Source organism: Polyangiaceae bacterium, assembly GCA_020633205.1.
Lineage (GTDB): Bacteria > Myxococcota_A > Polyangia > Polyangiales > Polyangiaceae > JAHBVY01.
The window spans coordinates 310,110-331,751 of sequence record JACKEB010000020.1 but is presented as its reverse complement, the minus strand read 5'-3'; the positions used below and the strand labels follow the sequence as shown (position 1 = coordinate 331,751).

The 21,642-nt window shown below is 64.2% G+C and carries 15 protein-coding genes and 1 tRNA gene; 11 read left to right on the top strand and 5 right to left on the bottom strand.

The features are described from left to right. Positions 1-123: 123 nt before the first annotated feature. The 3 genes from H6718_32600 to H6718_32590 form a co-directional block, all read right to left on the bottom strand. Positions 124-846, bottom strand: coding sequence for a translation initiation factor IF-3 (locus tag H6718_32600; GenBank protein ID MCB9590199.1), 723 nt, complete (start codon positions 844-846; stop codon positions 124-126). Positions 847-900: 54 nt separating this feature from the next. Further along, the gene (gene thrS, locus H6718_32595; protein MCB9590198.1) at positions 901-2,859 is read right to left on the bottom strand and encodes a threonine--tRNA ligase; all 1,959 of its coding nucleotides are present in this window, start codon (positions 2,857-2,859) and stop codon (positions 901-903) included. A 130-nt stretch (positions 2,860-2,989) separates the two neighbouring features. Continuing rightward, a tRNA-Val gene (locus H6718_32590) sits at positions 2,990-3,061 on the bottom strand. Positions 3,062-3,580: 519 nt separating this feature from the next. Here H6718_32590 and yajC point away from each other — a divergent pair. The 4 genes from yajC (at position 3,581) to recJ (ending at position 9,440) form a co-directional block, all read left to right on the top strand. Continuing rightward, a complete protein-coding gene (yajC, locus tag H6718_32585; GenBank protein MCB9590197.1) occupies positions 3,581-3,847 on the top strand; it encodes a preprotein translocase subunit YajC in 267 nt (88 codons plus the stop codon). A gap of 161 nt (positions 3,848-4,008) precedes the next feature. Further along, positions 4,009-6,123 carry a protein translocase subunit SecD gene (gene secD / locus H6718_32580; protein MCB9590196.1) on the top strand — a complete coding sequence of 705 codons (2,115 nt, stop codon included), beginning with the start codon at positions 4,009-4,011 and terminating at the stop codon, positions 6,121-6,123. A 3-nt stretch (positions 6,124-6,126) separates the two neighbouring features. After that, positions 6,127-7,350 (top strand): protein translocase subunit SecF, encoded by a 1,224-nt coding sequence (secF, locus tag H6718_32575; GenBank protein ID MCB9590195.1) that lies wholly within the window; start codon positions 6,127-6,129, stop codon positions 7,348-7,350. Positions 7,351-7,679: 329 nt separating this feature from the next. After that, positions 7,680-9,440 (top strand): single-stranded-DNA-specific exonuclease RecJ, encoded by a 1,761-nt coding sequence (gene recJ, locus H6718_32570; protein MCB9590194.1) that lies wholly within the window; start codon positions 7,680-7,682, stop codon positions 9,438-9,440. A 62-nt stretch (positions 9,441-9,502) separates the two neighbouring features. On the opposite strand, the gene H6718_32565 is transcribed toward recJ, so the two are convergent. Beyond that, positions 9,503-10,291 carry a hypothetical protein gene (locus H6718_32565; GenBank protein MCB9590193.1) on the bottom strand — a complete coding sequence of 263 codons (789 nt, stop codon included), beginning with the start codon at positions 10,289-10,291 and terminating at the stop codon, positions 9,503-9,505. Between the two features lie 309 nt (positions 10,292-10,600). Between H6718_32565 and H6718_32560 the strand changes: the two genes are divergently transcribed. Continuing rightward, positions 10,601-11,371, top strand: coding sequence for an ABC transporter ATP-binding protein (locus H6718_32560; protein MCB9590192.1), 771 nt, complete (start codon positions 10,601-10,603; stop codon positions 11,369-11,371). Between the two features lie 43 nt (positions 11,372-11,414). Here H6718_32560 and H6718_32555 read toward each other — a convergent pair whose 3' ends face one another. Next, positions 11,415-13,088, bottom strand: a complete 1,674-nt coding sequence (locus tag H6718_32555) for a DUF4126 family protein (GenBank protein MCB9590191.1) — start codon at positions 13,086-13,088, stop codon at positions 11,415-11,417. 343 nt (positions 13,089-13,431) lie between these two features. Between H6718_32555 and H6718_32550 the strand changes: the two genes are divergently transcribed. From H6718_32550 to H6718_32525, 6 genes are all read left to right on the top strand, one after another. Beyond that, positions 13,432-14,664: an MCE family protein gene (locus tag H6718_32550; protein ID MCB9590190.1), complete on the top strand. Its 1,233-nt coding sequence runs from the start codon at positions 13,432-13,434 to the stop codon at positions 14,662-14,664. A gap of 163 nt (positions 14,665-14,827) precedes the next feature. Further along, the gene (locus tag H6718_32545; protein ID MCB9590189.1) at positions 14,828-17,959 is read left to right on the top strand and encodes a PDZ domain-containing protein; all 3,132 of its coding nucleotides are present in this window, start codon (positions 14,828-14,830) and stop codon (positions 17,957-17,959) included. Between the two features lie 136 nt (positions 17,960-18,095). Further along, positions 18,096-18,824, top strand: coding sequence for a pyridoxine 5'-phosphate synthase (locus H6718_32540; protein ID MCB9590188.1), 729 nt, complete (start codon positions 18,096-18,098; stop codon positions 18,822-18,824). A gap of 63 nt (positions 18,825-18,887) precedes the next feature. Next, a complete protein-coding gene (locus H6718_32535) occupies positions 18,888-19,262 on the top strand; it encodes a holo-ACP synthase (GenBank protein ID MCB9590187.1) in 375 nt (124 codons plus the stop codon). Next, positions 19,259-20,794 carry an NAD(P)H-hydrate dehydratase gene (locus H6718_32530; protein ID MCB9590186.1) on the top strand — a complete coding sequence of 512 codons (1,536 nt, stop codon included), beginning with the start codon at positions 19,259-19,261 and terminating at the stop codon, positions 20,792-20,794. Before H6718_32535 ends, H6718_32530 begins: the two co-directional genes overlap by 4 nt. Before the next feature lie 248 nt (positions 20,795-21,042). Next, complete coding sequence (locus H6718_32525) at positions 21,043-21,642, top strand: sigma-70 family RNA polymerase sigma factor (GenBank protein MCB9590185.1); 600 nt, start codon at positions 21,043-21,045, stop codon at positions 21,640-21,642.

Below are 21,642 nucleotides of genomic sequence, written 5' to 3'. Positions count from 1 at the left end.
GCTCCACAGTCTGCCTCGGTCGCAACGTGCGACCCGCCGAACCGTGGAGACAAAACAAGGACGCCCCCGATGTTTCGGGGGCGCCTCGCGATCCAACGATCGAGGTGACGGCCTAAGCGGCGATCAATCCTCGTCTTCGCCGTCTTCGTCTTCGTCTTCGTCGTCTTCGTCTTCGTCGTCGAAGTCTTCGTCATCCTCGGGAGCATCGTTGTCCGGTGCGGAGTTCTGCGACTGTGAGCGCTCCTCGCGCTCGCCGGCCTTTTCACGGGCGGCGCGCTCGGCCTGCACTCGCTGCATCACCGCAGGCTTGGGCGCGGCGATCAGCACCATGCTTCGACCTTCCATGGTGGGCATCTGCTCGATGACCGTCAGATCTTCCAGGCCCTTGAGCAGCCAGTCGAGCTGCATCTTCGCGCGCTCGGGGTGGGTGATTTCACGGCCACGAAAACGCACCGTGAACTTCACCTTGTTGCCGGACTCGATGAACTTGCGAGCTGCGCGAAGCTTCACGTTGAGGTCATGATCGTCCGTCTTGGGGCGCAACTTGATCTCTTTGACCTCGACGACCGTCTGGCGTCGTTTGGCCTCGCTGGCCTTCTTCTTCTCCTCGTACTTGTACTTGCCAAAGTCGAGGATCTTGCAGACCGGTGGCTGGCTCTTCGGGTTCACCTCGACGAGATCGAGGCCTTCTTCACGGGCACGGCGCAAAGCGTCCTGCGTGGTCATGACCCCGAGCATCGACCCATCGGCAGCTACGACGCGCACTTCGGGCACCCGGATCCGGTGATTGATGCGGATCTGTGGTCCTCGGGGTTCACCCCGCTGAAAGCGTCGTCTCATTGCCATAGGTCTGTTCTTCTCTCTCGGTTCATAGGTTCCTGGGTTCTCAAATCGCTCACATCAGGCGCGAGGCCAAGCTGCCTCGGCGACTGCGCGCTCGATGAATTGATCGATGGGGAGCGAGCCGAGCTCGCCTTCGTCGCGTGAGCGTACCGACAGGCTGTGGTTCTCGACTTCCTGCTCCCCGATGACGGCGAAGTACGGCAGGCGCTGATTGCGGGCATTGCGGATCTTCGCGCCCAGCTTGTCGGAGCCTGCATCCACGATGACCCTCAAGCCATGGCTGCGTAGAAGCTCACCGGTTTGCTGGGCGAACTCTGCTTGCTTCTCGCTCACGGTGAGCAGGCTGATCTGCTCGGGAGCGAGCCACATGGGGAACTTGCCGGCGCAGTGCTCGATGTACACGCCAAAGAAGCGTTCCACGGAGCCCAGGATCGCTCGGTGCAGCATGACGGGCCGCTTGGTCTGGCCTTCGTTGTCGACGTACTCTAGGTCGAAGCGCTCGGGGAGCGCGTAGTCGACCTGCATCGTGCCAAGCTGCCAGTCACGACCGAGGGCATCCGTGATGTGGAACTCGAGTTTCGGTCCGTAGAATGCACCCTCGCCAGGCAGCACCTCATAGGGCACGCCCGTTTCCTTGAGGACATCCTCGAGCACCCTCTCGGCGGCGTCCCACATCTCGTCGCTGCCGACGCGCTTCTCCGGACGCAGCGCGAGCTTCACTTGGACGTTCTCGAAGCGGAACGCGGCGTACACCTCGAACAAGAGCTTGTTGAAGCTCTCCAGCTCTGCACGCATCTGCTCCGGCGTGCAGAAGATATGCGCGTCGTCCTGGCAGAAAGTGCGAACACGGGCGAGGCCATGAAGTGACCCGCCGCGCTCGTAGCGATGCAGCCGACCAAAGTCGGCGATGCGCCAAGGAAGCTCGCGGTAGCTGCGCTTGCGCTGCCCAAAGATCAGGCAGTGACTCGGGCAGTTCATCGGCTTCTGGGCGAGGTTTTCCAGAGCCGGGTGGGCCTCGGAGTCGTGGTCGTGATCGTGGGCGATCTGATCGATCGCCTCCGCCGTCACGGGCAGATACATGTTCTCGCGGTAGTTTTGCAGGTGTCCGCTGGTCTCGAACAACCGCTTGTCGAAGATCTGCGGAGTGATGACCTCTTGATAGCCGTAGTCGACGTAGAGGTTGCGGATGTACTCAACCAAGCGGCGGTACACCGCGGCTCCGCGCGGCAAGAAGAAGGGCATCGCCGGCGCGTACTCGTGGAACCAGAACAGCTCGAGTTCCTTGCCGAGCTTGCGGTGGTCGCGCTTCTTCGCTTCCTCTTGTCGGGTCAGGTAGGCGTCCAGCTCTTCCTGAGTCCCGAAGGCCGTGCCGTAGATGCGTTGGAGCATCGGGCGCTTTTCGTCGCCTCGCCAATAAGCGCCCGCGACGCTAGTCAGCTTCACAACCCCAAGATCACCCGTGGATGGGACGTGGGGACCCGCGCAGAGGTCGACCCAGGTGCCTTCCTTGCGGCCCGGGCTGCCGTGTCGGTACAGCGAGATTTCGGCGTCTTGAGGCAAGCCCTCAATCAGCTCTCGCTTGTACTTCTCCCCCATGCCGTCGAAGAGCTCCAGCGCTTCCGCGCGGGTCACCACTTCACGCGTGAAAGGACGCTTCGACTTGATGATCTTGCGCATCTCTTTCTCGATGCGCTGCAGGTCCTTGTCCGTGAACGGTCCGTCGGGACGATCGAAGTCGTAGTAGAAGCCGGAATCGATGGCAGGACCGATAGTCACCTGAGTGCCAGGGAACAGGCGCTGCACGGCGTCCGCCATCACATGGGCAGTCGAGTGCCGGATCAGCTCCAGCGCTTCCTTCGTGCCGCGTCGTACAGGCTTCAGCTGATCGCTGCTCACCGCGACAGGGGTGTGGAGGTCAATCAGCTTGCCGTCCAGCTGCACGGCGAGCACGTCAGCATCGAGTTGCCCCGCTGCCTCCAGTAGCTCGCGCGCTGTGGCTCGCGCGCCGTTCGTCATGAGTGCATCGGTCCAGGATGTTCCGAGGGCGCCGACTCCCAAGGCGACAGCGTCACCGAGAGCGCTCCCAGGTTCGCAACTGAACGCTGGGAGGAGAACGCTGGCTTACCGGCCCAAAACCCGAGGGCAGTAGGCGCGGGCAGGATTGAACTGCCGACCCCTACAGTGTCAATGTAGTGCTCTACCACTGAGCTACGCGCCTGAAGATCGCTCGCAAGGAGCGCTGTTTCATTCATCTCGTCTCGGGTTCGGACCGGGCGCGATAAATGTCACTCGCTCGGAGGGGTGTCAAGGCAGATTGATGCTCACGGCATACCGTTTGCGGTGCGTTCCTGGTCGCTTGGTCGCTGGGGTCTGAGCGACCCTGGACGGAGGTTCACCGCCGCCCTGGGAAGCAACCTCTCCCCCTGCTCCCTCCCTCGGGGAGGAGCCGCACGGTCGTCCTAACGACGCTCCACTGGTGTGAACTAGGCGTTCCTTGCGCACCCCCCGAATCCTCGGTATAGGCCCGACCCCCTGGACGGAGGACCCTTTGGATTTCGCGGCGTTTGCATATCAAGGTCAACCGACACCTCCACCGCGCCCACCGGCGCCTGGTGAGGGTGCACCTGCGGCTCCGGCCGCGCCGGCGCCGGCTCCTGCCGAAGGTAAGCCCACGACTCAACAAGAAGGTGCGCCCCCTGGAGCAGGCGAGCCGCCCCCCGCGGGAGGGCTCCTGTCCATGGCGCCGATGTTGCTCCTCATGGTCGGCCTGTTTGGCTTCATGTGGTGGACCAACCGCAGCCAGCAGAAGAAGCAAGCCGCGCTGATCGACGACCTGAAGAAGGGCGACCGTGTGATCACTCAAAGCGGGCTGCTCGGGAAGTTGGTTGAGAAGGCGGACCGCGTGACCACCATCGAGATTGCCTCGGGAGTGAAGGTCAAGGTGCTGAGCTCCTCGATCCTTGGCAAAGACACTGGCGATGCGAAGCCAGCAGAGGCGAAGTAGAGCGCATTTCTCCGCGGAAGCGTGCGAAGGATTACTCGGCGCCCGCGCGGCGCGTGACGGTTTAGGTCGCCATTGAGAGCGACTGGTTCTTTGGTCCCGACGTGGGGCTTGATGGCAGCGGCAGACGAGCGCTCGCCAGTGAAGGTGATGAAGGTGCCCTAGTGGTCAACGAGGTCTTGCAATACGTGTTAGGCGGGTTCGCCGCGGTGCTCATAGCGCTCGGCTATGTGCGGCGCGCGCACCGGGTCTCGCAGTGGTCTGGGGCGGTCGCCGCAGGAGCCGCAGCAGTGGCGGCCCACTACAATGCGTTCTGGCCGATGGTGCTGCTCGCGTGGGTGGCCATCTGGTGCTTCTTCGTTGGCTTCGAGTTCGTGACGTTCAGCTGGCGCGCGCGCTTTGGCTTGGTGTCCGGCGTCGCGATGCTTGCGGTGCTGACGCTGTTGCCCAGCGTCGAGAGCATGAGCGAGGGCAAGGTCCACTGCCCGCAGTACTTGAAGGACAACATCGACTTCAAGCTGGTTGCTGGTCTCGACCTGCGCGGCGGTTTGCGGCTCGTCTACACGGTCGACGTGAGCGAGGCGATCAAGGACAAGCGTGACGCCTACTACGAGGACATGCAGGCAGAGCTCGCACGTGCCTTCGAGTTTCACAGCGGCGACGATCGCCCGACGGAAGAGGCCTACAAGAAGCTCCGCGAGAAGGTCACGCTGATCTCCCCGAAAGACAAGACGAACGCCATCGACATCGAGTTCAAGGACCCGAAGGACGAAACGAAGTTCGACAAGCGCTTTCAGGACAAGTTCCGTGGGGAACTGGACTTCGCCCATGAACAGGGCAGCGGCAAGGTCCGCTACTTCATCCGTGAGTCCGCTGAGTCGGAGATCCGTCAGCGCGCGGTGGCTCAGGCGAAGGAAATCATCCTGCGTCGCGTTGACGAGCTCGGTCTGCGTGAGGCGGCGGTCTCGACCCGTGACGAGGACGTCATCGTCGAGGTCCCCGGTGAGGACGAGAAGAGCTTCCAGCAGATCCGCGACATCATCAGCCAGACGGCGCGCCTCGAGTTCAAGCTGAACGACGACGAGAGCACGTTCTTTGCCGACCTGGAGAAGGACCTGGCCAAGGGCGCGACCGGCAACATCCCCAAGGGTGTGAGCTTCGAGTCCGAGGGCGTCAGCGTCGGACAAGACGAAGAGGGGGAGTTGATCCAGAAGACCTTCCGCTTCGCCGTCATCCGCAACGAGAAGGACGAAACGTCGGACCAGTCGCTGCAGCGCTTCCGCGCCTGGGTAGACACGCTGAACGTGCCCCCCGGCCGGGAGATCGGCTTCGAGAAGCTGACCAAGACCGACCCGGATACGCTCAAGGAGACCGATACCGGCTGGCGCACGTTCGTGCTCAAGGCGCGTGCTGACATCACCGGTGACCTGATTCGTGACGCGGCGGCTCAGCCCGACCAGAGCCAGCAGTCGATGGGTGGCTGGCACGTGGCGCTCACCTTCACCGACCGCGGCGGCAACATCTTCGAGAAGATCACCGGCGACAACATCAAGCGGCGCTTCAGCATCATCCTCGACGGCAAGGTGGAGAGCGCGCCGGTCATTCAGACGCGCATCCCCGGTGGTCACGCGACCATCACCATGGGCTCCGGCGATCCGCAGGTTCAGCTCGAGCGTTCGCGAAACCTCGAGTTGGTGCTGCGCTCCGGCGCGCTCCCGGCGCCGATCTCGCTGTCCAACGAGCAGCGCATCGGTCCCTCACTCGGCCACGACTCGATTCGCCTCGCCCTTCAAGGCGCGATGGGCGGCGCTTCGTTGGTCATCGTGTTCATGCTGCTCTACTACCGCCGCGCAGGCTTGGTGGCGAACCTGGCGGTTGGCCTGAACCTGATGCTGCAGCTGGCGATTCTCGCGACCTTTGGTGCGTCGATGACGCTACCTGGCATCGCGGGTCTCGCATTGACCATCGGTATGAGCGTCGACTCGAACGTTCTCATCAACGAACGTATCCGCGAGGAACTTCGAGACGGGAAGAGTCCGCGAGCTGCAGTCGACCTCGGCTTCGGCAAAGCGCTCAGCGCCATCATCGACGGTCACATCACGACACTCATCGGTGGTGTCATCCTGGCGCAATACGGAACGGGTCCCATCAAGGGCTTCGCCGTCACGCTGATCGTCGGCACCATGGCCAACATCTTCACGGGTGTGGTGGTGTCCCGCGTTTTCTTCGACTTCTGGGTACACGGCCGCAACCGTGATGCTCAACTGGATATGGGCTGAGCGATGCAGCTATTCCCCGTCGGCAAAGTCTACGACTTCATGCGCATGCGTCGGATCTTCGGTCCGATGAGCTTCCTGTTGGTGCTGCTCGCGTTCGGGAGCATCTTCTACCCCGGGCCGAAGCTCGGCACCGACTTCAAGGGTGGTACCGAAGTCGAGGTCGCCTTCAACCAGCCGGTTCAGGTTCCGCAGCTGCGCGACATCATCAAGAGTGGTGGCTTCTCGAGCCCAGACATCGTGCGCGTCGAAGAGGGCAGCGCCAAGAACCGCTTCATGATCCGCGTGCAGGAGGTGTCGTCGATTGACGAGGCCAAGCAGCGCGAGGTCGAGACGGCGGTGTGCTTCGGTGAAGGCCTACCTGAGGACCGCTGTCCCAAGGACCGCACCGCGAGCGAGGTGAAGTTCAGCCCCGGCGGCGACAAGGTCAGCGTGCGTTATCGCGAAGCGCCGGACCTCGCGCGCATCCGCCAGCAGATGAGCAGCGTGAGCGGCGTTGCGGTGCGCGACGGCGAGAACGCCGTCACCATCCAGAACTCCCGCGAGCACCGCGTGGAGATCCAGCTGAAGAGCAAGGGTGACCAGCTGATGGATGTACTGCGCACCAAGCTCGGCGCCGACGTGGTTCCGGCGGAGCCCCTGCGTGTTGAGTGGATTGGTCCCAAGGCAGGTGCGCAGCTGCGGGATGCCGCGCTCAAGAGCATCTTGATCGCGCTGGTGTTCATCACGGCGTACATCGCCTTCCGCTTCGACCTCCGCTTTGCTCCGGGCGCCGTCATCGCGTTGATTCACGACGCGGTGCTCAGCGTGGGCGTGCTGGTGCTGGTGCAGAAGGAGCTGAGTCTTTCCACCGTCGCCGCGGTGCTCACCATCGTCAGCTACTCGGTCAACGACACGGTTATCGTCTACGACCGCGTGCGTGAAAACTTGGGCCGTATGCGCGGCGCGAGCTTCATGAAGATCATCAACGTGAGCCTCAGCGAAATGCTGAGCCGCACGGTGCTGACCAGCTGCACCACCATCTTCAGCTTGATGTTCTTCTTCGTGCGCGGCACGGGCACCTTGAAGGACTTCTCCTTCACGCTGATCGTCGGCTTGATCCTGGGTACCTACTCCTCGATCTACGTCGCGCTACCCCTCACGGAGTACCTGGACCGCAAGCTGTTCAGCAAGGTCGTGAAGAAGAAGCCGAGCAAGCCGATTCGCAAGCAAGGCGAAGCGGTCATCTGACTCGGTCGCTCCGCGCATGAAACCGCGCGGAACCAAAAATAGGAGGCTCGGCACGAAGTGCTGGGCCTCTTCTGCTTTGTGCGCCCCCGCCAGATGGTGACGCTCTCTCACTCATGGTGCTGGCATGAAGTCGCCCGGGCCAGGCGTGCAGCTTTTCTTGGGGGAGAGGAGCGGCGTTTGGCCTTCTCGTGCTCCCGAGCAGCCAACATACGCGTGCACAGCTCTTCCCCAGCTTGCGGGGAGCTTGTGAATAACAAGTGCACACGTTGCCCCGAGGTACGTGAACATCCCGCGAAACTCAGTCAAACCGCGGCCGAAGGTGCGTTGACATGCAGCACTTCGCAGTCGAAAAGCGGGGGATGGTGATGCAAGCCTCCGAGCTCAGCGCCCTGGCCCTGGCCTCGGAGCGCTGTCTCGAGCCACGCAGCGGTGCGCACGAGCAAATCCAGACGCTCGCAGGAGCGCTCGGAATCAGTCGTACGCTCGCGGATGTCTTCGTGAGGCGCGAGATCTTGGATGCCGAGCGCGTGCGACGCTTTCTCGCGCCGAAGCTCGCGGACTTGACCATCCCCGATCAAATGGCGGATCGGGGCGCGCTCGCTGAGCGACTCGTGCGCGCCGTGCGGCAGCGCGAGCGGATCGTGGTCTATGGCGACTACGACTGTGACGGTATCACCTCCGCAGCGATCCTCACGGATATACTGCGGAGCCTCGGTGGACACGTGGTGCCCCACCTCGCTAGCCGCTTCGACGGTGGCTACGGCGTCTCGCTGCCCGCCGTGCAGCGCATCCTGGCTTCGAAGCCCAGCGTGCTCGTGACCTGCGACTGCGGCTCCTCGGATCACGCGAGCCTGCAGGTGGTGAGCGACGCCGGAGTCGACGTCTTGGTCATCGATCACCACCTGGTGCCTGACGCGCCGTTGCCGGCGAAGGCCTTCATCAACCCGCATCGTCCGGAGTGCGGCTTCCCTTACAAGGGGCTCGCTTCGTGCGGCCTCGCGCTGTCGATTGGCGCAGCGCTTCGCACCGAGCTGGATCCGAAGCTCGATTTGCGACGCTATCTCGACTTGGTGGCCATCGGCACGATCGCCGACGTCGCGCCCCTGGACGGGGACAACCGCCCGTTGGTCCGCGCTGGCCTCGACATGCTTCGCCGCGCGGAAAGGCCCGGGGTCAAAGCCCTGCTGGAGTACGCCAAGATCGACCTGAACGCGCCCATCAGCGGTGAAGACGTCGCCTTTCGCGTCGCCCCGCGCATCAACGCGCCCGGGCGACTCGGCGCGCCGGATCCGGCGTTCGACTTGCTCCTCGCGAAGAACTTGGACACCGCGCGCTCCCTCGCCGCCCGGGTCGAGCAGATCACCGACCAGCGCAAGGAGCTCCAGCGGGAGATGGAGCGAGCTAGCATCGAGCTCATCGAGGAAGCTGGTTGGGACAAGGAGCCGGCGATCGTCGTCGGTGAAGAGAGCTGGAACCACGGCATCGTCGGGATCGTCGCGGGGCGCCTGACGGATCGCTACAACGTGCCTGTGATCGTGGTGGGCTTCGAAGGTGAACTCGGGCGCGGCTCCGTTCGCGGACCTACGGGCTCGCGCCTGTACGACGCGCTGTCCAAGGCAAGCACTCGTCTCGACCGCTTCGGTGGGCACCAAGCCGCGGCGGGCGTTACGCTGCAGCGAGCGAACCTGGAGCAATTCCGGGAGGATTTTCTCGCGGCGTGCGCGGAGGGCAACGCAGCGCCCCGCGGCGAGGTCCGGCAGGACCCAGCGCAGGTGGTGCGTCTCGACCCGAGCGACGACCCGTTTCAGGTGGTCCGAGACTTCGAGCGTCTCGAGCCTTGTGGGGAAGCGAACCCCGCGCCGAAGCTGCGTGTCGAAGCCAAGCTGGTCAGCGCACGCGAAGTGACTGGTGGCCATCTAAAGCTGGAGCTTCAGCTGCCGAGCGGGCGCCGCATTGGAGCTTTCGGGGTGGAGCAGGGGAACCAGGCGACGCAGCTTGCAGAGCAAGTGGTTGCCGTGGGGAGACTCAAGCGTGACACCTACCGTGGCGGGGAGGCCGTCGAGCTGCGCCTCGACCAGGTCTGGGGCTAGGGCGCAGGTCGACTCGCCTGACTACTGAGGACCTTTTGCGCCCTCCGCGCGGGAGCGGTGGCTCACGCCGTGCGAACCTCGTGGCCCAGCTCGACGTTTGGGCGCCCGATGACTTCGAGCAAGCGCGCGCGGATCTGGCTCTGGCGCTCGCCGCCGACGGCGGTGCCGTCCTGTTCGCAGAAGTAGAAGCGGTCGACGGCGCGTTTCCCCATGGTTTTGACTACGGAGCGCACGATGTTGAGCCGCTCGTGAGCCAATGCCGCTGCGAGGGCCAAGAGTAGGCCGGGGCGATCCTGAGTCTCGACGTCGACTCCCATCAACAGACCTTCAGCCATCACCCAGGAGATGCGGGTGTGACCGACGTTGGTCGGCGCTCGCGTCACCCGCTCGAGCAGGGCGCCTGCCTCCAGGTGGCGCTCTACGACCACGTTGAGCACGCTCTTGATCTCGGCGAGCGACTCCGTGACGTTCCAGGGAGCGGTCGCGCGAGCGCCCATCGCGCGCACCCATACGAGGTCAACGGCCTCCACGCGACCGTCCAGGCGCCTGCGCAGGTAGGCCTCGGCGTCGCGTACATCCAAGTTCAACGCTTCGAGGCCGATGCACACTCGCGCGAGCAGACCAGGCCGATCATCCGCGACCACGCACAACGGAAAGCCGGTGGTGAGCCCGCCTGGAGAGAAAGTGCCGACGTTGACTGCGCTGGTGCGCTCTGTGGAGATCTTCGAGTGGTGCCAGATGGCGTTGGGATGATGTCGCTGGCGATACTCGCGTGGCATCGTGTTGGCGAAGCTCGCGACCTCGGCGTCTTGGCTCTTGCGTGGGCTGCGCTCGTTGGGGTGAGTTGGCATGTGGGGTTCCCGTTGCAGCTCGACAGCTCGAGAAGAGCTGTCCAAGGGAGGGACGAGAGCTGCAGAACGTCGCCCCCAGTGTGGGCGGGTGCTGGTTTCCGACGAGTGTCGGGCGGCGGGCCGCGCAGTGTCCTTGCGGCGTAAGCACGTCGGCGGGTTTCGCTGTCAGCGGAAACGCGTCCGTGCTTACCGATGGCCGAGTGGGGCGATCACGCAGGTTGCGCAGGTTTGTGGGGATGGACGAGGGGAGCCGGTTGCCGCCGCCAGGGGAATGCGCGTACATCGAGCCACGTGGACCAGGTCGAGACGTTGATTCGCTTCACCAACGTGAAGAAGCGCTTTGGACCCAAGGTGATCTACTCGGGGCTCGACCTGAGCATTCGCCGCGGCGAAGCCTTCACGATCCTCGGCGGCTCGGGCGTCGGCAAGAGCGTGATGCTCAAGATGCTGATTGGTTTGCTGACCGCCGACTCCGGCAGCATCGTGTTCGATGGGCAAGAGATCACCGCGATGGGCGAGCGCGAGCTGTCTCAGGTGAGGCAGCGGATTGCGATGCTGTTCCAGAGCGGGGCGCTGTTCGACTCACTCAGCGTGTTCGAGAACGTCGCCTACGGCCTCGAGGAACATTTCCGTGAGAAAATGTCGCGGTCGGAGATGGAGGATCGCGTCGCGTGGGCGCTGGGTCTGGTTGGCTTGCCTGGAGTCGAGGAGATGCGGCCTGCGGATCTCTCCGGTGGCATGCGCAAGCGCGTCGGACTGGCGCGGGCCATCGCGGTGCAGCCAGAGGTCGTCCTCTACGATGAGCCGACGACGGGTCTCGATCCGATCAACACCGCGCGGGTGAACCACATGATCGTGGGGCTTCAGGAGAAGCTCAAGATCACGAGCATCGTCGTCACTCATGACATGGGAAGCGCTTTCTACATCAGTGATCGCCTCGCGATGGTGCACAGTGGGCGCATCATTGCATGTGGGGAGGCGGAGGCTTTCAAGCAGATCGACGACCCTCGCGTGGCCGACTTCATCCACGGCAAGGCGCCAGTTCAGGAAGACGTCGAGACACTGCTGCGAAGTGGTTGAGCCGTCGATCGGGAGCGGCTGTCGCCCGTCGTAGCCCAGAACCTCAAGCTGTTGCGGGTTCGTCGGACAACAACCGCCAGACGACGCGCCAGGAGCCATCAGTCACCGGATCCGCCTGTCCCGCGCGGAAATGGTCTGCAGCAGGCGCGTCGGTCACCCAAATCATACCGGGTACGTTGGGTAGGAACGCGAAGCGATCCACGAAGCCATCGAGGTGCGCGCGCAGCGCGTGACGGCTGAGGTCCCGCAGCGCGATAGCGTTGAGCACCACCGCGTACAGCAAGGCGATGGGCCAGGCGAAACCAAACGTGCCCATCACGGAGGCGGCGAGATAGAGCGAGAGGAGGCAGCCGAGCACGAAGCGGCCCTTGAAGGGCGACGCGCTGTAGCCAAACCCAATCGGGATGAACACGCCGCCTGACAAGACGCCCACGCCGATCGCGGCGCCGAGGCTCAGCACGGCTTGGGTACGCAGGTTCCCCGCCTCGCTGGCGGGAACGAAGCGCCCGGCTTGGGAGCGCTCGTGGGCGAGGCGCCCAGACTGGCTGCCGGGACGAACTCGCACCAGGCCAGCGATCTTCGCTGCCGCCAGCAGTCGCTCGGTAGTGGCGCGCGGGCTGCCAGGGAACAAGTAGAGAGAGAGCTCATCCCCCCCGTTCGCTGTGCTGCGCGCGAGGGTCACCGCTCGGCTCGTGAGCGTTTCCGCGAGGCCAAGCCGCTCGAGCTCGCTGGGCTTCACTTCCAGCAGCTTTGGGCGGAACCAGCTGCGCACGGCGAACACCACGCCCTGGTCGTCCACCAGAAGAAAGCCACTCCGGCAAAGTCCCGTCTCCGAGGTGCGATAGGCGTATGCCGGAATCACATGGCTCAGGTCGCGGTCGCGAAGCGCTTTCTTGAGCCACCTGGGTAGCTTGGGGGGAGGATCGTCCTGTTTGGCGCGCAGCTTGCGCCACAGCGAAGCGAAGATCTTCAGCTGAATCAGGCTGAGCCTACCCAAGATGGGGGCAACCACGAGACCGACGCTGAGATAGAGCACGCCGAGCACGACCATGAACAGGCTGTCGTTCATCACCAGTCCAGCCAAGGTCACTCCCCAAGCGAAAAAGTCGTCCAGGAACGAGTGTGCAAGGCGCAGCCCGGGTACCGGCACCAGCGTCAAGAGCAGCCGCGTGCCTGTTTTCCCCACGGTAGCAATCAGGCCGGAGACGGTGCCCGCGAGGATACACAGCACGAGCCAGGCGTATGGACTCATTTGCTCCCAGGCGGTTGGTTCCTCGGGGATCGCGTCAAAGCCGAAACCAAGGCCGACGCCAACGGCTTCTTGACCGAGTGCTCCCGGGTTACCCTGGATGGTTCCAACGCCAACCAACGTAGCAACCGCGATCGCCGCAAAGGGACGCCAAGTGGTGGAGATGGGCGTGAGCCACGCTTCAATCCACGACACCTTGTCGCCGAAGGACTCCGCCAAGGAGAGCACTAGGAACACGATGCCCAGGGTGAGCATGACGCTCGGCGGAGCGAGGCCATGCAGCCCTCGATGCAGGTGCGGATCCATCAGCCATCTCGGAACCCGATCGGCCTGGGCAATCAGGCACAGCAACGCGAGAGGTAGCCACGGGTTCTTCCCTGCTGCAGCGCTGCCCGAAATCGCGGTCACCAAGGACGACGGCAAGTACCCCACGTCACCAGGCTGCCACAGCCGATCTGAGACAGCCATGGCCTGTGAGGTGAGAGCTTTGACGACCTCCATCGCGCTCGAACCCTCGGGTTTCCTGCGCTGGTCAGCATTTCGTGTCGGCCAACGCGCAAACAAAACCCAGACGTGGGTTGCCAATCTGAGCACCTGGCACACTCGCCCCGCCGCTGATTCGCGTGCAAACCGCCGTGCTGCGCTATAAAGGAGGCGAGGTAGGGAGCCGGTTGTCGACGCACGGCCGGGGCTCTAAGCACACCAATCGGGGCAGCCGGCTCGCTGCTCGTCACGCTTCACTTATTGGCTCATTCGGGGCCCTCATCATCGCTTCGCCATCCGCGGAGCGCGACCAAAGTAGTTCGGACGCATGGCGCTTCCCAGAGAGGTCAAAGTAGGGTTCTTCGTCTTGGCCGGCATGATCGTGTCGGGGATCGTGGTGTTCCTGATTGGGGACGAGCGCGGTCTGTTCAAGTCGACGGATCCGTACTCGGCGCGCTTCAGCGACGTGCAGGGCCTCAAGCGGGGCTCGCCGGTGCGCATGGGCGGTCTGGACATCGGGACGGTGACTGAGGTCGCCTACCCGGAGGACCCGTCGGACAGGCGCCCCTACGTGCGCATGACCATCCATCGCGAGCAGGGCGCGCGTATCCGCGACAACAGTGTGGCCACGATCGAGAACCGCGGTCTGCTGGGCGACAAGATGGTGCAGATCACCGCGGGTGACATGGATGTGCCTGCAGTTCCGGTTGGGGGAGAGGTGCGCAGCAAAGACCCGCAAGATCTCGCGGACATGCTGAAGAAGGTCACGTCGATCGGTGAGAAGGCCGAAGGCGTGATGACGAACCTCGAGCGCACTACCGGCACCTTCGCTGAGCCTAAATTCCAGGAGGATATGAAGACCAGCATGAAGTCGCTGTCTGGCATCCTGGAGAGCGTCGACAAGAAAGAGGGCTACATCGGCAAGCTGATGAGCGACCCGAACGAGAGCGCCAAGATTTCACGCACGCTCAGCAACCTGGAGCGCACCACCGCAAACCTCGATCGCCTGGTCAGCGGGTTGAACGCCGCGGTGCACCGGGTAAACCATGGCCCTGGGTTGGTGCACGAGCTCGTGTACGGTGAGGCTCCCCCCCAAACCCTGAACAAGTTTGGTGATGCCGCGGGCGAAGTCGCGCTGACTCTGAAGGGGATCCGCGAAGGTAAGGGCATGGCCCACAGCCTGCTCTACGGCGGTGAAGGCGAGGAGGCCGACGCCGTGAAGAACATCAACGCGATGAGCGCCGACTTGCGCAAAGTCGTGGCGGACCTGCGTGCGGGTCGAGGCACCCTGGGCGCGCTGCTGGTCGATCCGTCCGTGTACGAGGACTTGAAGATGCTGCTCGGCAACGTGCAGCGAAATCAGGTGCTGCGGGCGCTGGTACGCTACTCGATCAAGCAGGACGAGGCCTCCCCCAGCGTGAAGAACCCCGACGGCAAAACCCCCAAGGCCGCTGCCGGAGCCGCTTCGGGCAAGGAGTCGGGGCCCAAGCCGTCCGCAGCGCCGCCGCCCAAGCCGGCCCTCAAGCCGCCCAGCGCAGGCCAGCGTTTCGTCGCTCCCTGAGGGTTTCAGGCTGTTTAGCGGCTGGCTAAGGCGTGGCGCTCGGGAATATCCAGGGCGCTCCAACCCCTTTAGGCTCTGGCGCGTAAGTATCTAGGCCAGCGTCGACCCCAGCGGCGCCCCGGCCCAACAGCGTCAAATATCCAGTCTATACTCCCGGTCGCTCATGAGAATTCTCCAACGCCTGGGCAAGACCCTGCTCATCCTCAGCGTCTTCGCCGTCTCCACCTTCTTTGCGCTGCGCTACGGGACGGGCGGCCTGTGGCGGGGGCTTGAAGCGGCTCATGCGGTGACTGCGCCGGGGCAGCCCAAGGTGCCCTACGACCTCACGCAGCTGGTCGCGGTCAACGAGACCTTGAAGACCATCCGGGACAAGTACGTCGACCCCAAGCGCGTCGAGCCTCGACTGATGTTCGTGAGCGCCCTGGACGAGATTCAGAAAGAGGTCGCGCAGGTCATCGTGCTCCACGACGAGAAGTCGCCCACGGTGAAGGTGCGGGTCGGGACGGAGGAGAAGGAGTTCCGCGTCGACAACGTGCAGGGACCCTGGGACGTTTCCGCGCGGCTACGGGAGGTGTTCGCGTTCTTGCAGGCGAACCTCAAGGACACCGACGTCGACCTGCGGGAGATTGAGTACGCGGCGTGCAACGGCATGCTCGCCACGCTCGACCCCCACTCGGTCTTCATGAGCCCGGAGTCGTATCGCGAGATGAACCTCTCGACGTCGGGGCACTTCGGCGGCCTGGGCATCGTGATCTCGATTCGCGATCAGACCCTCACCGTGATGCGCCCGATGCCTGACACGCCGGCGGGCCGCGCGAATCTGCGTCGCCTCGACCGCATCATGAAGATCAACAACGAGTCGACGCTGAACATGCCCCTCGACGACGCGGTGAACCGCCTGCGCGGCAAGCCGGGGACTCAGGTCACGATCTGGGTGCACCGCGACGGCAAAGACGGCTGGAGCGGCTCACGGCCCTTCGTGCTGACGCGCGAAGAGATCCGCATTCGCTCCGTTGAGGGCCGCTTGCTCCAGCCCGGTATCGCCTACGTGCGCCTGAAGCATTTCCAGAGCAGCACCGCCAAGGAGCTCGAGGACACCCTCGACACGATGCGCGAGAAGGAGCCGCTCAAGGGCGTCGTGCTGGACCTGCGTGGCAACCCGGGTGGTCTCTTGGATCAAGCTGCCAAGGTCGCCGACCACTTCCTGGACAACGGCGTGATCGTCGCCACGGTCGGACACTCCGAGGGGCGCGAAGAAAAGCGCGCCACGCGTCGGGGCACCGAGCCGCCGTACCCGATGGTCGTGCTGGTGAACCCGTCTTCGGCGAGCGCGAGCGAGATTGTCGCGGGCGCGCTGAAGAACCAAAACCGCGCGGTGATCGTGGGACAGCGCACCTTCGGCAAGGGCAGCGTGCAGCTGGTGTTCCCCAAGGTCACTCCCGATGGGGCCGCGCTGAAGCTCACCATTGCGCAGTACCTCACCCCTGGAGACATCTCGATTCAGGGTGTCGGCGTCTCGCCGGATATCGAACTCGACCCGATGACGGTCGACAGCAAGGAGATGGATCTATTCCGCACGGAAGATCCCCTCCGGGAGCGTGACCTGGACAAGAGCCTCACCAACGAGGCCAAGCGGGACAGCGAACGCCCGACGCTCAAGGTGCGCTACAACCTGCCGGAGTCCGAGCGCGCCGAAATGCGCGAACGCGGCGCCGATCTCGACGATGAGTTCCGCGAGGATTTCAACATCCGCTTCGCCAAGCAAGTCGTCGCGAAGATGCCCGTCGGCAAGCGCCAGGACGAGGTGAACGCCGTGCGTCAGCTGGTGGAAGGCATCGAGAAGAAGGAACTCGACGCCGTGAAGGCCGACCTCAGCAAGATGGGCGTCGACTGGAGCGATCCCCCGGCGGACTTCAAGAGCGAGCAAAGCGCCAAGGACTTCGAAGTCAGCGTGAAGACCGATCGCAAGGACGACACGGTGACCGCTGGCGAGGCGATGAAGCTCGAGGTGAAGGTCAAGAACACCGGCAAATCGCCCATCTATCAGCTGCGTGGCATGACCACGAGCGACAGCGGCTACTACGACGAAAAGGAGCTCATCTTCGGCAAGATCGAGCCCGGTCAAGAGAAGGCCGTGAGCGTTCCCCTTGGCTGGTGTGAGACCGAGGGTCACAAGCCCGGCTCGACCAAGCCGGTGCCCCTCGATGCGAAGCGCGTGTGCAGCATCCCGGATGACGCGGTCACTCGTCAGGACGTGGTGAAGATCAAGTTCGAGTCGGCGACGGACGCGGTGCCGAAGGACGCGGAAATCCGTCCCACGGTGAAGGCCCTGGAGCAGCCGGTGTTTGCCTACACCTATCAGGTGGTGGACAACCGCCCGGGCAACGGCGACGGGCAAATCGCCAAGGGCGAAGGCGCCAGCATCTACCTCACCATCAAGAACGTGGGGAAGGGACCGTCCAAGGAGACCCAGGCCAACATCCGTAACCTGACCGGCGATGGCTTGCTGCTCCGTGCAGGTCGCTTCGACGTCTCGAACCTCAAGCCCGGCGACGAGCGAGAGGTCGTGTTCACGATGGATGTGCAGGACCAGCTGGCCGAGAACTTCGTCAAGGTCGAGCTCTCGGTCGTCGATCGAGACCTTCGCGTCGTTTCCTCGGAGAAACTCACGCTGCCCGTGGTCAGCAAGGGCCTCAGCATCAGCGAAAAGAAGGCTGTGCTGAAGGTGAAGCAGGATGTGCCCGTGCGCGGTCAACCAGACTCTGGCGCGCTCGTGGTGGGTAAGCTGCTCGCTGGCAAGCTGGTCGACGAGCTTGGCACCTCCGGCACGTTCACCAAGGTCGTGATCGGCGACGGTCGCTTCGGATTCGTTGACTCCGGCGCCCTCGAGGTCGCGTCGGGCAAGGCCAACAGCGACGCCTTCAAGGCTGACTTCACGCGTTCCCCGCCGCTGCTCGAGGTGGCCCCCGCGAGCCTAGCTACCAAGAGCGACACCATTCGCATCGAGGGTACGGCGACGGATATGGATCACGTGCTCGACACCTACATGTTCGTCGGCACGAACAAGGTGTTCTACCAGTCGAACAAGAAGGCATCGGATCAGAAGAAGATGCACTTCTCCTACGAAGTGAAGCTCTCCCCAGGCATCAACGTGATCACCGTGGTGTCTCGCGAGACCGAAGACACGGCGACTCGCAAGACCATCGTCGTGCGCAAGGACGGACCAAACGGTGAGGCGCTCCCAACGCCCAAGCGGCGCCAACTCGGCGAGGACTGGGACTTCGGCGGCGAGTGATCCAGCTTGAGGCCTGAGCAGACGGGTTGGGGGTGAGGCGCAGCGCAGCTCACCTTCACCCGCCTGCGGTGTCCCAGGTTCCGAGCTCTGTCTGTCCCTTGCACGCGCCGCGGTAGCGCCGTAAACGGACGGCGTCATGCGCCTCCACATCAACATCGATCACGTCTGCACGCTGCGAAATGCTCGCGGCACGCGCTATCCCGATCCGGTCTTCGCGGCGTCGGTGTGTGAACTGGCGGGTGCTGACGGCATCACGCTGCACCTGCGCGAGGATCGCCGTCACATCAACGACGCCGACGCAAAGGCGCTGCGCGCCAGCATTGGCAGCTTGATGAACTTCGAGTGCGCCGCGACCGACGAGATGATGGGTATCGTGCGCGAGCTGCGGCCCGATGTCGTGACGCTAGTGCCAGAGCGCCGCGAAGAGCGCACCACCGAAGGTGGTCTCGACGTCGCGGGCAACCGCGAGAAGCTCACCGCCTTCGCCACGCTGTGCGACGAGCTGTCGATCAAGCTCTCGATGTTCATCGCGCCCGACCCGGCGCAGATCCGTGCTTCAGCAGAAGTCGGCGCCAAGCAGGTGGAGCTGCACACCGGCGAGTACTGCGAGTTGCCCGAAGCAAAGCGCGCTCAGGAGCTGGGCCGTCTCCAGTCGGGGGCACGGCTCGCGGCGGAGCTCGGCCTCGAGGTCGCTGCGGGGCACGGTTTGACTCGTCACAACGTCGGCCCAGTGGCGGCTATCCCCGAGGTCACGGAGCTCAACATCGGTCATTCGGTGATCGCCGACGCGCTGTTCATGGGCCTCGAGGGTGCGGTGAAAGAGCTGCGCGCCGTCATCGACCGCGCGCGCAGCTCGCGGGCCTGACTCACGCGCTCCTGCCGGGTGTTCGCTTCGAGCGCGTCGCTTTGGAAGGTGTAGAGTGCGGCGATGGTGGTCGGACTCGGCATCGACGTGTGCTCGGTGGAGCGCATGCAGCGCGCGCTGGAGCGCCACGGCGACAAGTTTTGGCAGCGCATCCTCACGGCTGCTGAGCAGCAGGAGCTCGCGAAGCGTGGTGACCGCGCCGTCGCTCTGGCCGGGCGTTTTGCGGCGAAGGAAGCGGCCAGCAAAGCTCTGGGAGCGCCCAAAGACGTCTGGTGGCAGAGCGTCGAGGTTCTGCGCGGAAACGGTGGTGTGCCAACGCTGTACTTCTCGGGCCCGGCGCTGCCCCACCTGAGTGCCAGGGGCGTGACGCGCAGCTTGATCTCCATCACCCACGACGCTGGGGTCGCAGCGGCCGTGGTCGTCCTGGAGGGCGCATGATCCCGGTGTTCAGCCGGGAGCAGATGCGCGCGTTCGATGCGCGCGCGATCGACGAGTGCGGCGTACCCGGGGTGATCTTGATGGAGAACGCAGGGCGCGGCGCGGCGGAGATCATCGCCGCCCGACTGCGCCGCGCGAATGCTCCCGTGCTCGTGCTCTGTGGGCCGGGCAACAACGGTGGGGACGGCTTCGTCGTCGCGCGGCGCCTCCTGACGCTGGGATACGAGCCCCAGGTGTTCCTGACCTGCGACCCGCAAAAGCTCCGGGGAGACGCACTGATCAACTACCGCGCCTACGCCGGCCTGAGGCGTGAAGTGCAGCGCTTGGATGCGGGGCTTGACGCGTTCGAGCAGGCGCTGACTGGCGCAGCCGCTGTGGTGGACGGGTTGCTCGGCACGGGGCTCGACCGTGAGCTGGACGGGTTGGTGGCGGAGCTCGTCGAGCGCTGCAACGCGGCTCCTGTTCAGCGCTTTGCGTTGGATCTGCCTACGGGCCTTCACGCCAATGACGGGCGCGTTCTTGGAGATGCTTTCCGTGCGGATGTGACCATAAGTTTCGCCGGTCGCAAGTTGGGGCTCCTCACCCCCAACGGCAAGGAGGTGTGCGGCGAACTTTGCGTTGTCGACATTGGCGTCCCGGGAGAGCTGCCACTGGCGGACGGGGACCTGCCAGATCTGCCTGTCGCGGAGCTAGTGGAGGCGCTGGATTTGAAGCCGTTGCTGCCGTCGCGACGCGCCGCATTGCACAAGGGGAGCGCTGGGCGAGTGACGGTGCTCGGCGGATCCGCGGGGAAAACCGGTGCCGCGTTGCTGAGTGCGCGTGCGGCTCATCGTGCTGGCGCCGGGCTGGTGACGATCTGCAACTACCCGGAGGCGGTCCTGCAGCTGGATACGCGGGTGGTCGAGGCGATGACACGCGCCCTCGACCCCGTGCGTGCGGAAGCTTCCTTAGGGGAAGCACTGGCGGAGCAAACGGCGATCGTGGTCGGGCCTGGCCTAGGTCTGGACTCAAGGGCCAAGCTGATCGTGAACGGCGCTCTCGGCTGGCCAGGGCCGAAGTTGTTCGACGCGGACGCGTTGACGCATTTCAGCGGACGCGCGGCGGAGCTCGCTGTGCACACGGGCGAGCTCGTGTTGACGCCTCACCCCGCGGAGCTCGGGCGCCTCCTAGGAATTTCCGCGCAGCAAGTTGAAGCGAACCGCTTTGCGGCGGTCGAGCGGGCTTCGGAGCTCACCCGCGCAACGGTGCTGCTCAAGGGACCGTACACGCTCATCAAAAGGCCTGGCGTCGCGACCCGCATCAACCCCAGTGGGTCGGCGGTGTTGGCGACGGGCGGTTCTGGAGACGTACTAAGTGGCGTGATCGGTGCGCTCTTGAGTCATCTGCCAGGCTTGGAAGCAGCGACGCTTGGTGCCTACCTACATGGCCTGGCGGGCGAGCTTTGGGCGGATGAGCGCGGCGCGCAAGTTGGCCTCTTGGCGTCCGAGCTGGCGGATCAGGTGCCACACGCCTGGTCGCGTCTGGCTGACTAGCTGCCGCCAAGCAAGGCCTGGCGCCCTCGGCGTCCCCCTCGCGCCACATGAGCGCCTGCGAAGTTGTTGTCACGGTTCGCCGTCGCCCTCCGAACACTGGGGACACGCGTGTGTCCGTGGACACGCGCCTTCGACCCTGGGACACGAGCCAATCGTTTCTTGAATGTTAACCGCTGAGAATCACAAGGATTTCCGTGGGCGCAGCGAGTGGCACGTGACTTGTAAAAGCCAAGCCGTGGAGGACATCAATGCTTGAAACGACCCCTGTTGCCCCGCCCCAGCCCGTTGCCGTGTCGCGCTCGATTCAGTCGTCTCCCGCAGACCGAGAGCGAGCTGCTCATGAGTTTCGCGCCCAGCTCGCGTCACTTTGCGGGGCCCTCGACGCGCGGGCTCTGCGCCTGACTCGCAATCCCGTGGAGGCTCAAGATCTCGTGCAGGAGACCTGGATGCGCGCGTTGCGGTTTGAAGAGAGCTACCAGGTGGGAACCAATCTCAAAGCCTGGCTCAACCAAGTTCTGTTCAGCGTGTTCGTCACGCGCTGTCGTAAGCTGAAACGCGAACGCCGAGCGCTCGATTCCCTGGGTACCGATCCTTGCGCCTGGACGCAGCGCGACCCTGAGCCCGTGGTGAAGAGCCTGAGCCGCTCCGTGCAGAGCGCCCTGGACTCCATCCCAACTCAGTTCGCCAGCGCCGTCACCTTGGTGGACATCGAAGAGAAGAGCTACAAGGAGGCTGCCTCACAGCTCGGCGTGCCGGTTGGCACGGTGATGAGTCGGCTGTTTCGTGGCCGCCGCCTACTGGCAGGCATCCTCGACGACGGGGGACGACAGGAGCTCTGCGCCGCCTGA

Bases quoted from the DNA above. Each gene is read 5' to 3' on its own strand.
- H6718_32600 (MCB9590199.1), bottom strand. From the start codon at position 846: ATGGCAATGAGACGACGCTTTCAGCGGGGTGAACCCCGAGGACCACAG.
- thrS (MCB9590198.1), bottom strand. From the start codon at position 2,859: ATGACGAACGGCGCGCGAGCCACAGCGCGCGAGCTACTGGAGGCAGCG.
- yajC (MCB9590197.1), top strand. From the start codon at position 3,581: ATGGCGCCGATGTTGCTCCTCATGGTCGGCCTGTTTGGCTTCATGTGG.
- secF (MCB9590195.1), top strand. From the start codon at position 6,127: ATGCAGCTATTCCCCGTCGGCAAAGTCTACGACTTCATGCGCATGCGT.
- recJ (MCB9590194.1), top strand. From the start codon at position 7,680: ATGCAGCACTTCGCAGTCGAAAAGCGGGGGATGGTGATGCAAGCCTCC.
- H6718_32565 (MCB9590193.1), bottom strand. From the start codon at position 10,291: ATGCCAACTCACCCCAACGAGCGCAGCCCACGCAAGAGCCAAGACGCC.
- H6718_32555 (MCB9590191.1), bottom strand. From the start codon at position 13,088: ATGGCTGTCTCAGATCGGCTGTGGCAGCCTGGTGACGTGGGGTACTTG.
- H6718_32550 (MCB9590190.1), top strand. From the start codon at position 13,432: ATGGCGCTTCCCAGAGAGGTCAAAGTAGGGTTCTTCGTCTTGGCCGGC.
- H6718_32545 (MCB9590189.1), top strand. From the start codon at position 14,828: ATGAGAATTCTCCAACGCCTGGGCAAGACCCTGCTCATCCTCAGCGTC.
- H6718_32540 (MCB9590188.1), top strand. From the start codon at position 18,096: ATGCGCCTCCACATCAACATCGATCACGTCTGCACGCTGCGAAATGCT.
- H6718_32535 (MCB9590187.1), top strand. From the start codon at position 18,888: ATGGTGGTCGGACTCGGCATCGACGTGTGCTCGGTGGAGCGCATGCAG.
- H6718_32530 (MCB9590186.1), top strand. From the start codon at position 19,259: ATGATCCCGGTGTTCAGCCGGGAGCAGATGCGCGCGTTCGATGCGCGC.
- H6718_32525 (MCB9590185.1), top strand. From the start codon at position 21,043: ATGCTTGAAACGACCCCTGTTGCCCCGCCCCAGCCCGTTGCCGTGTCG.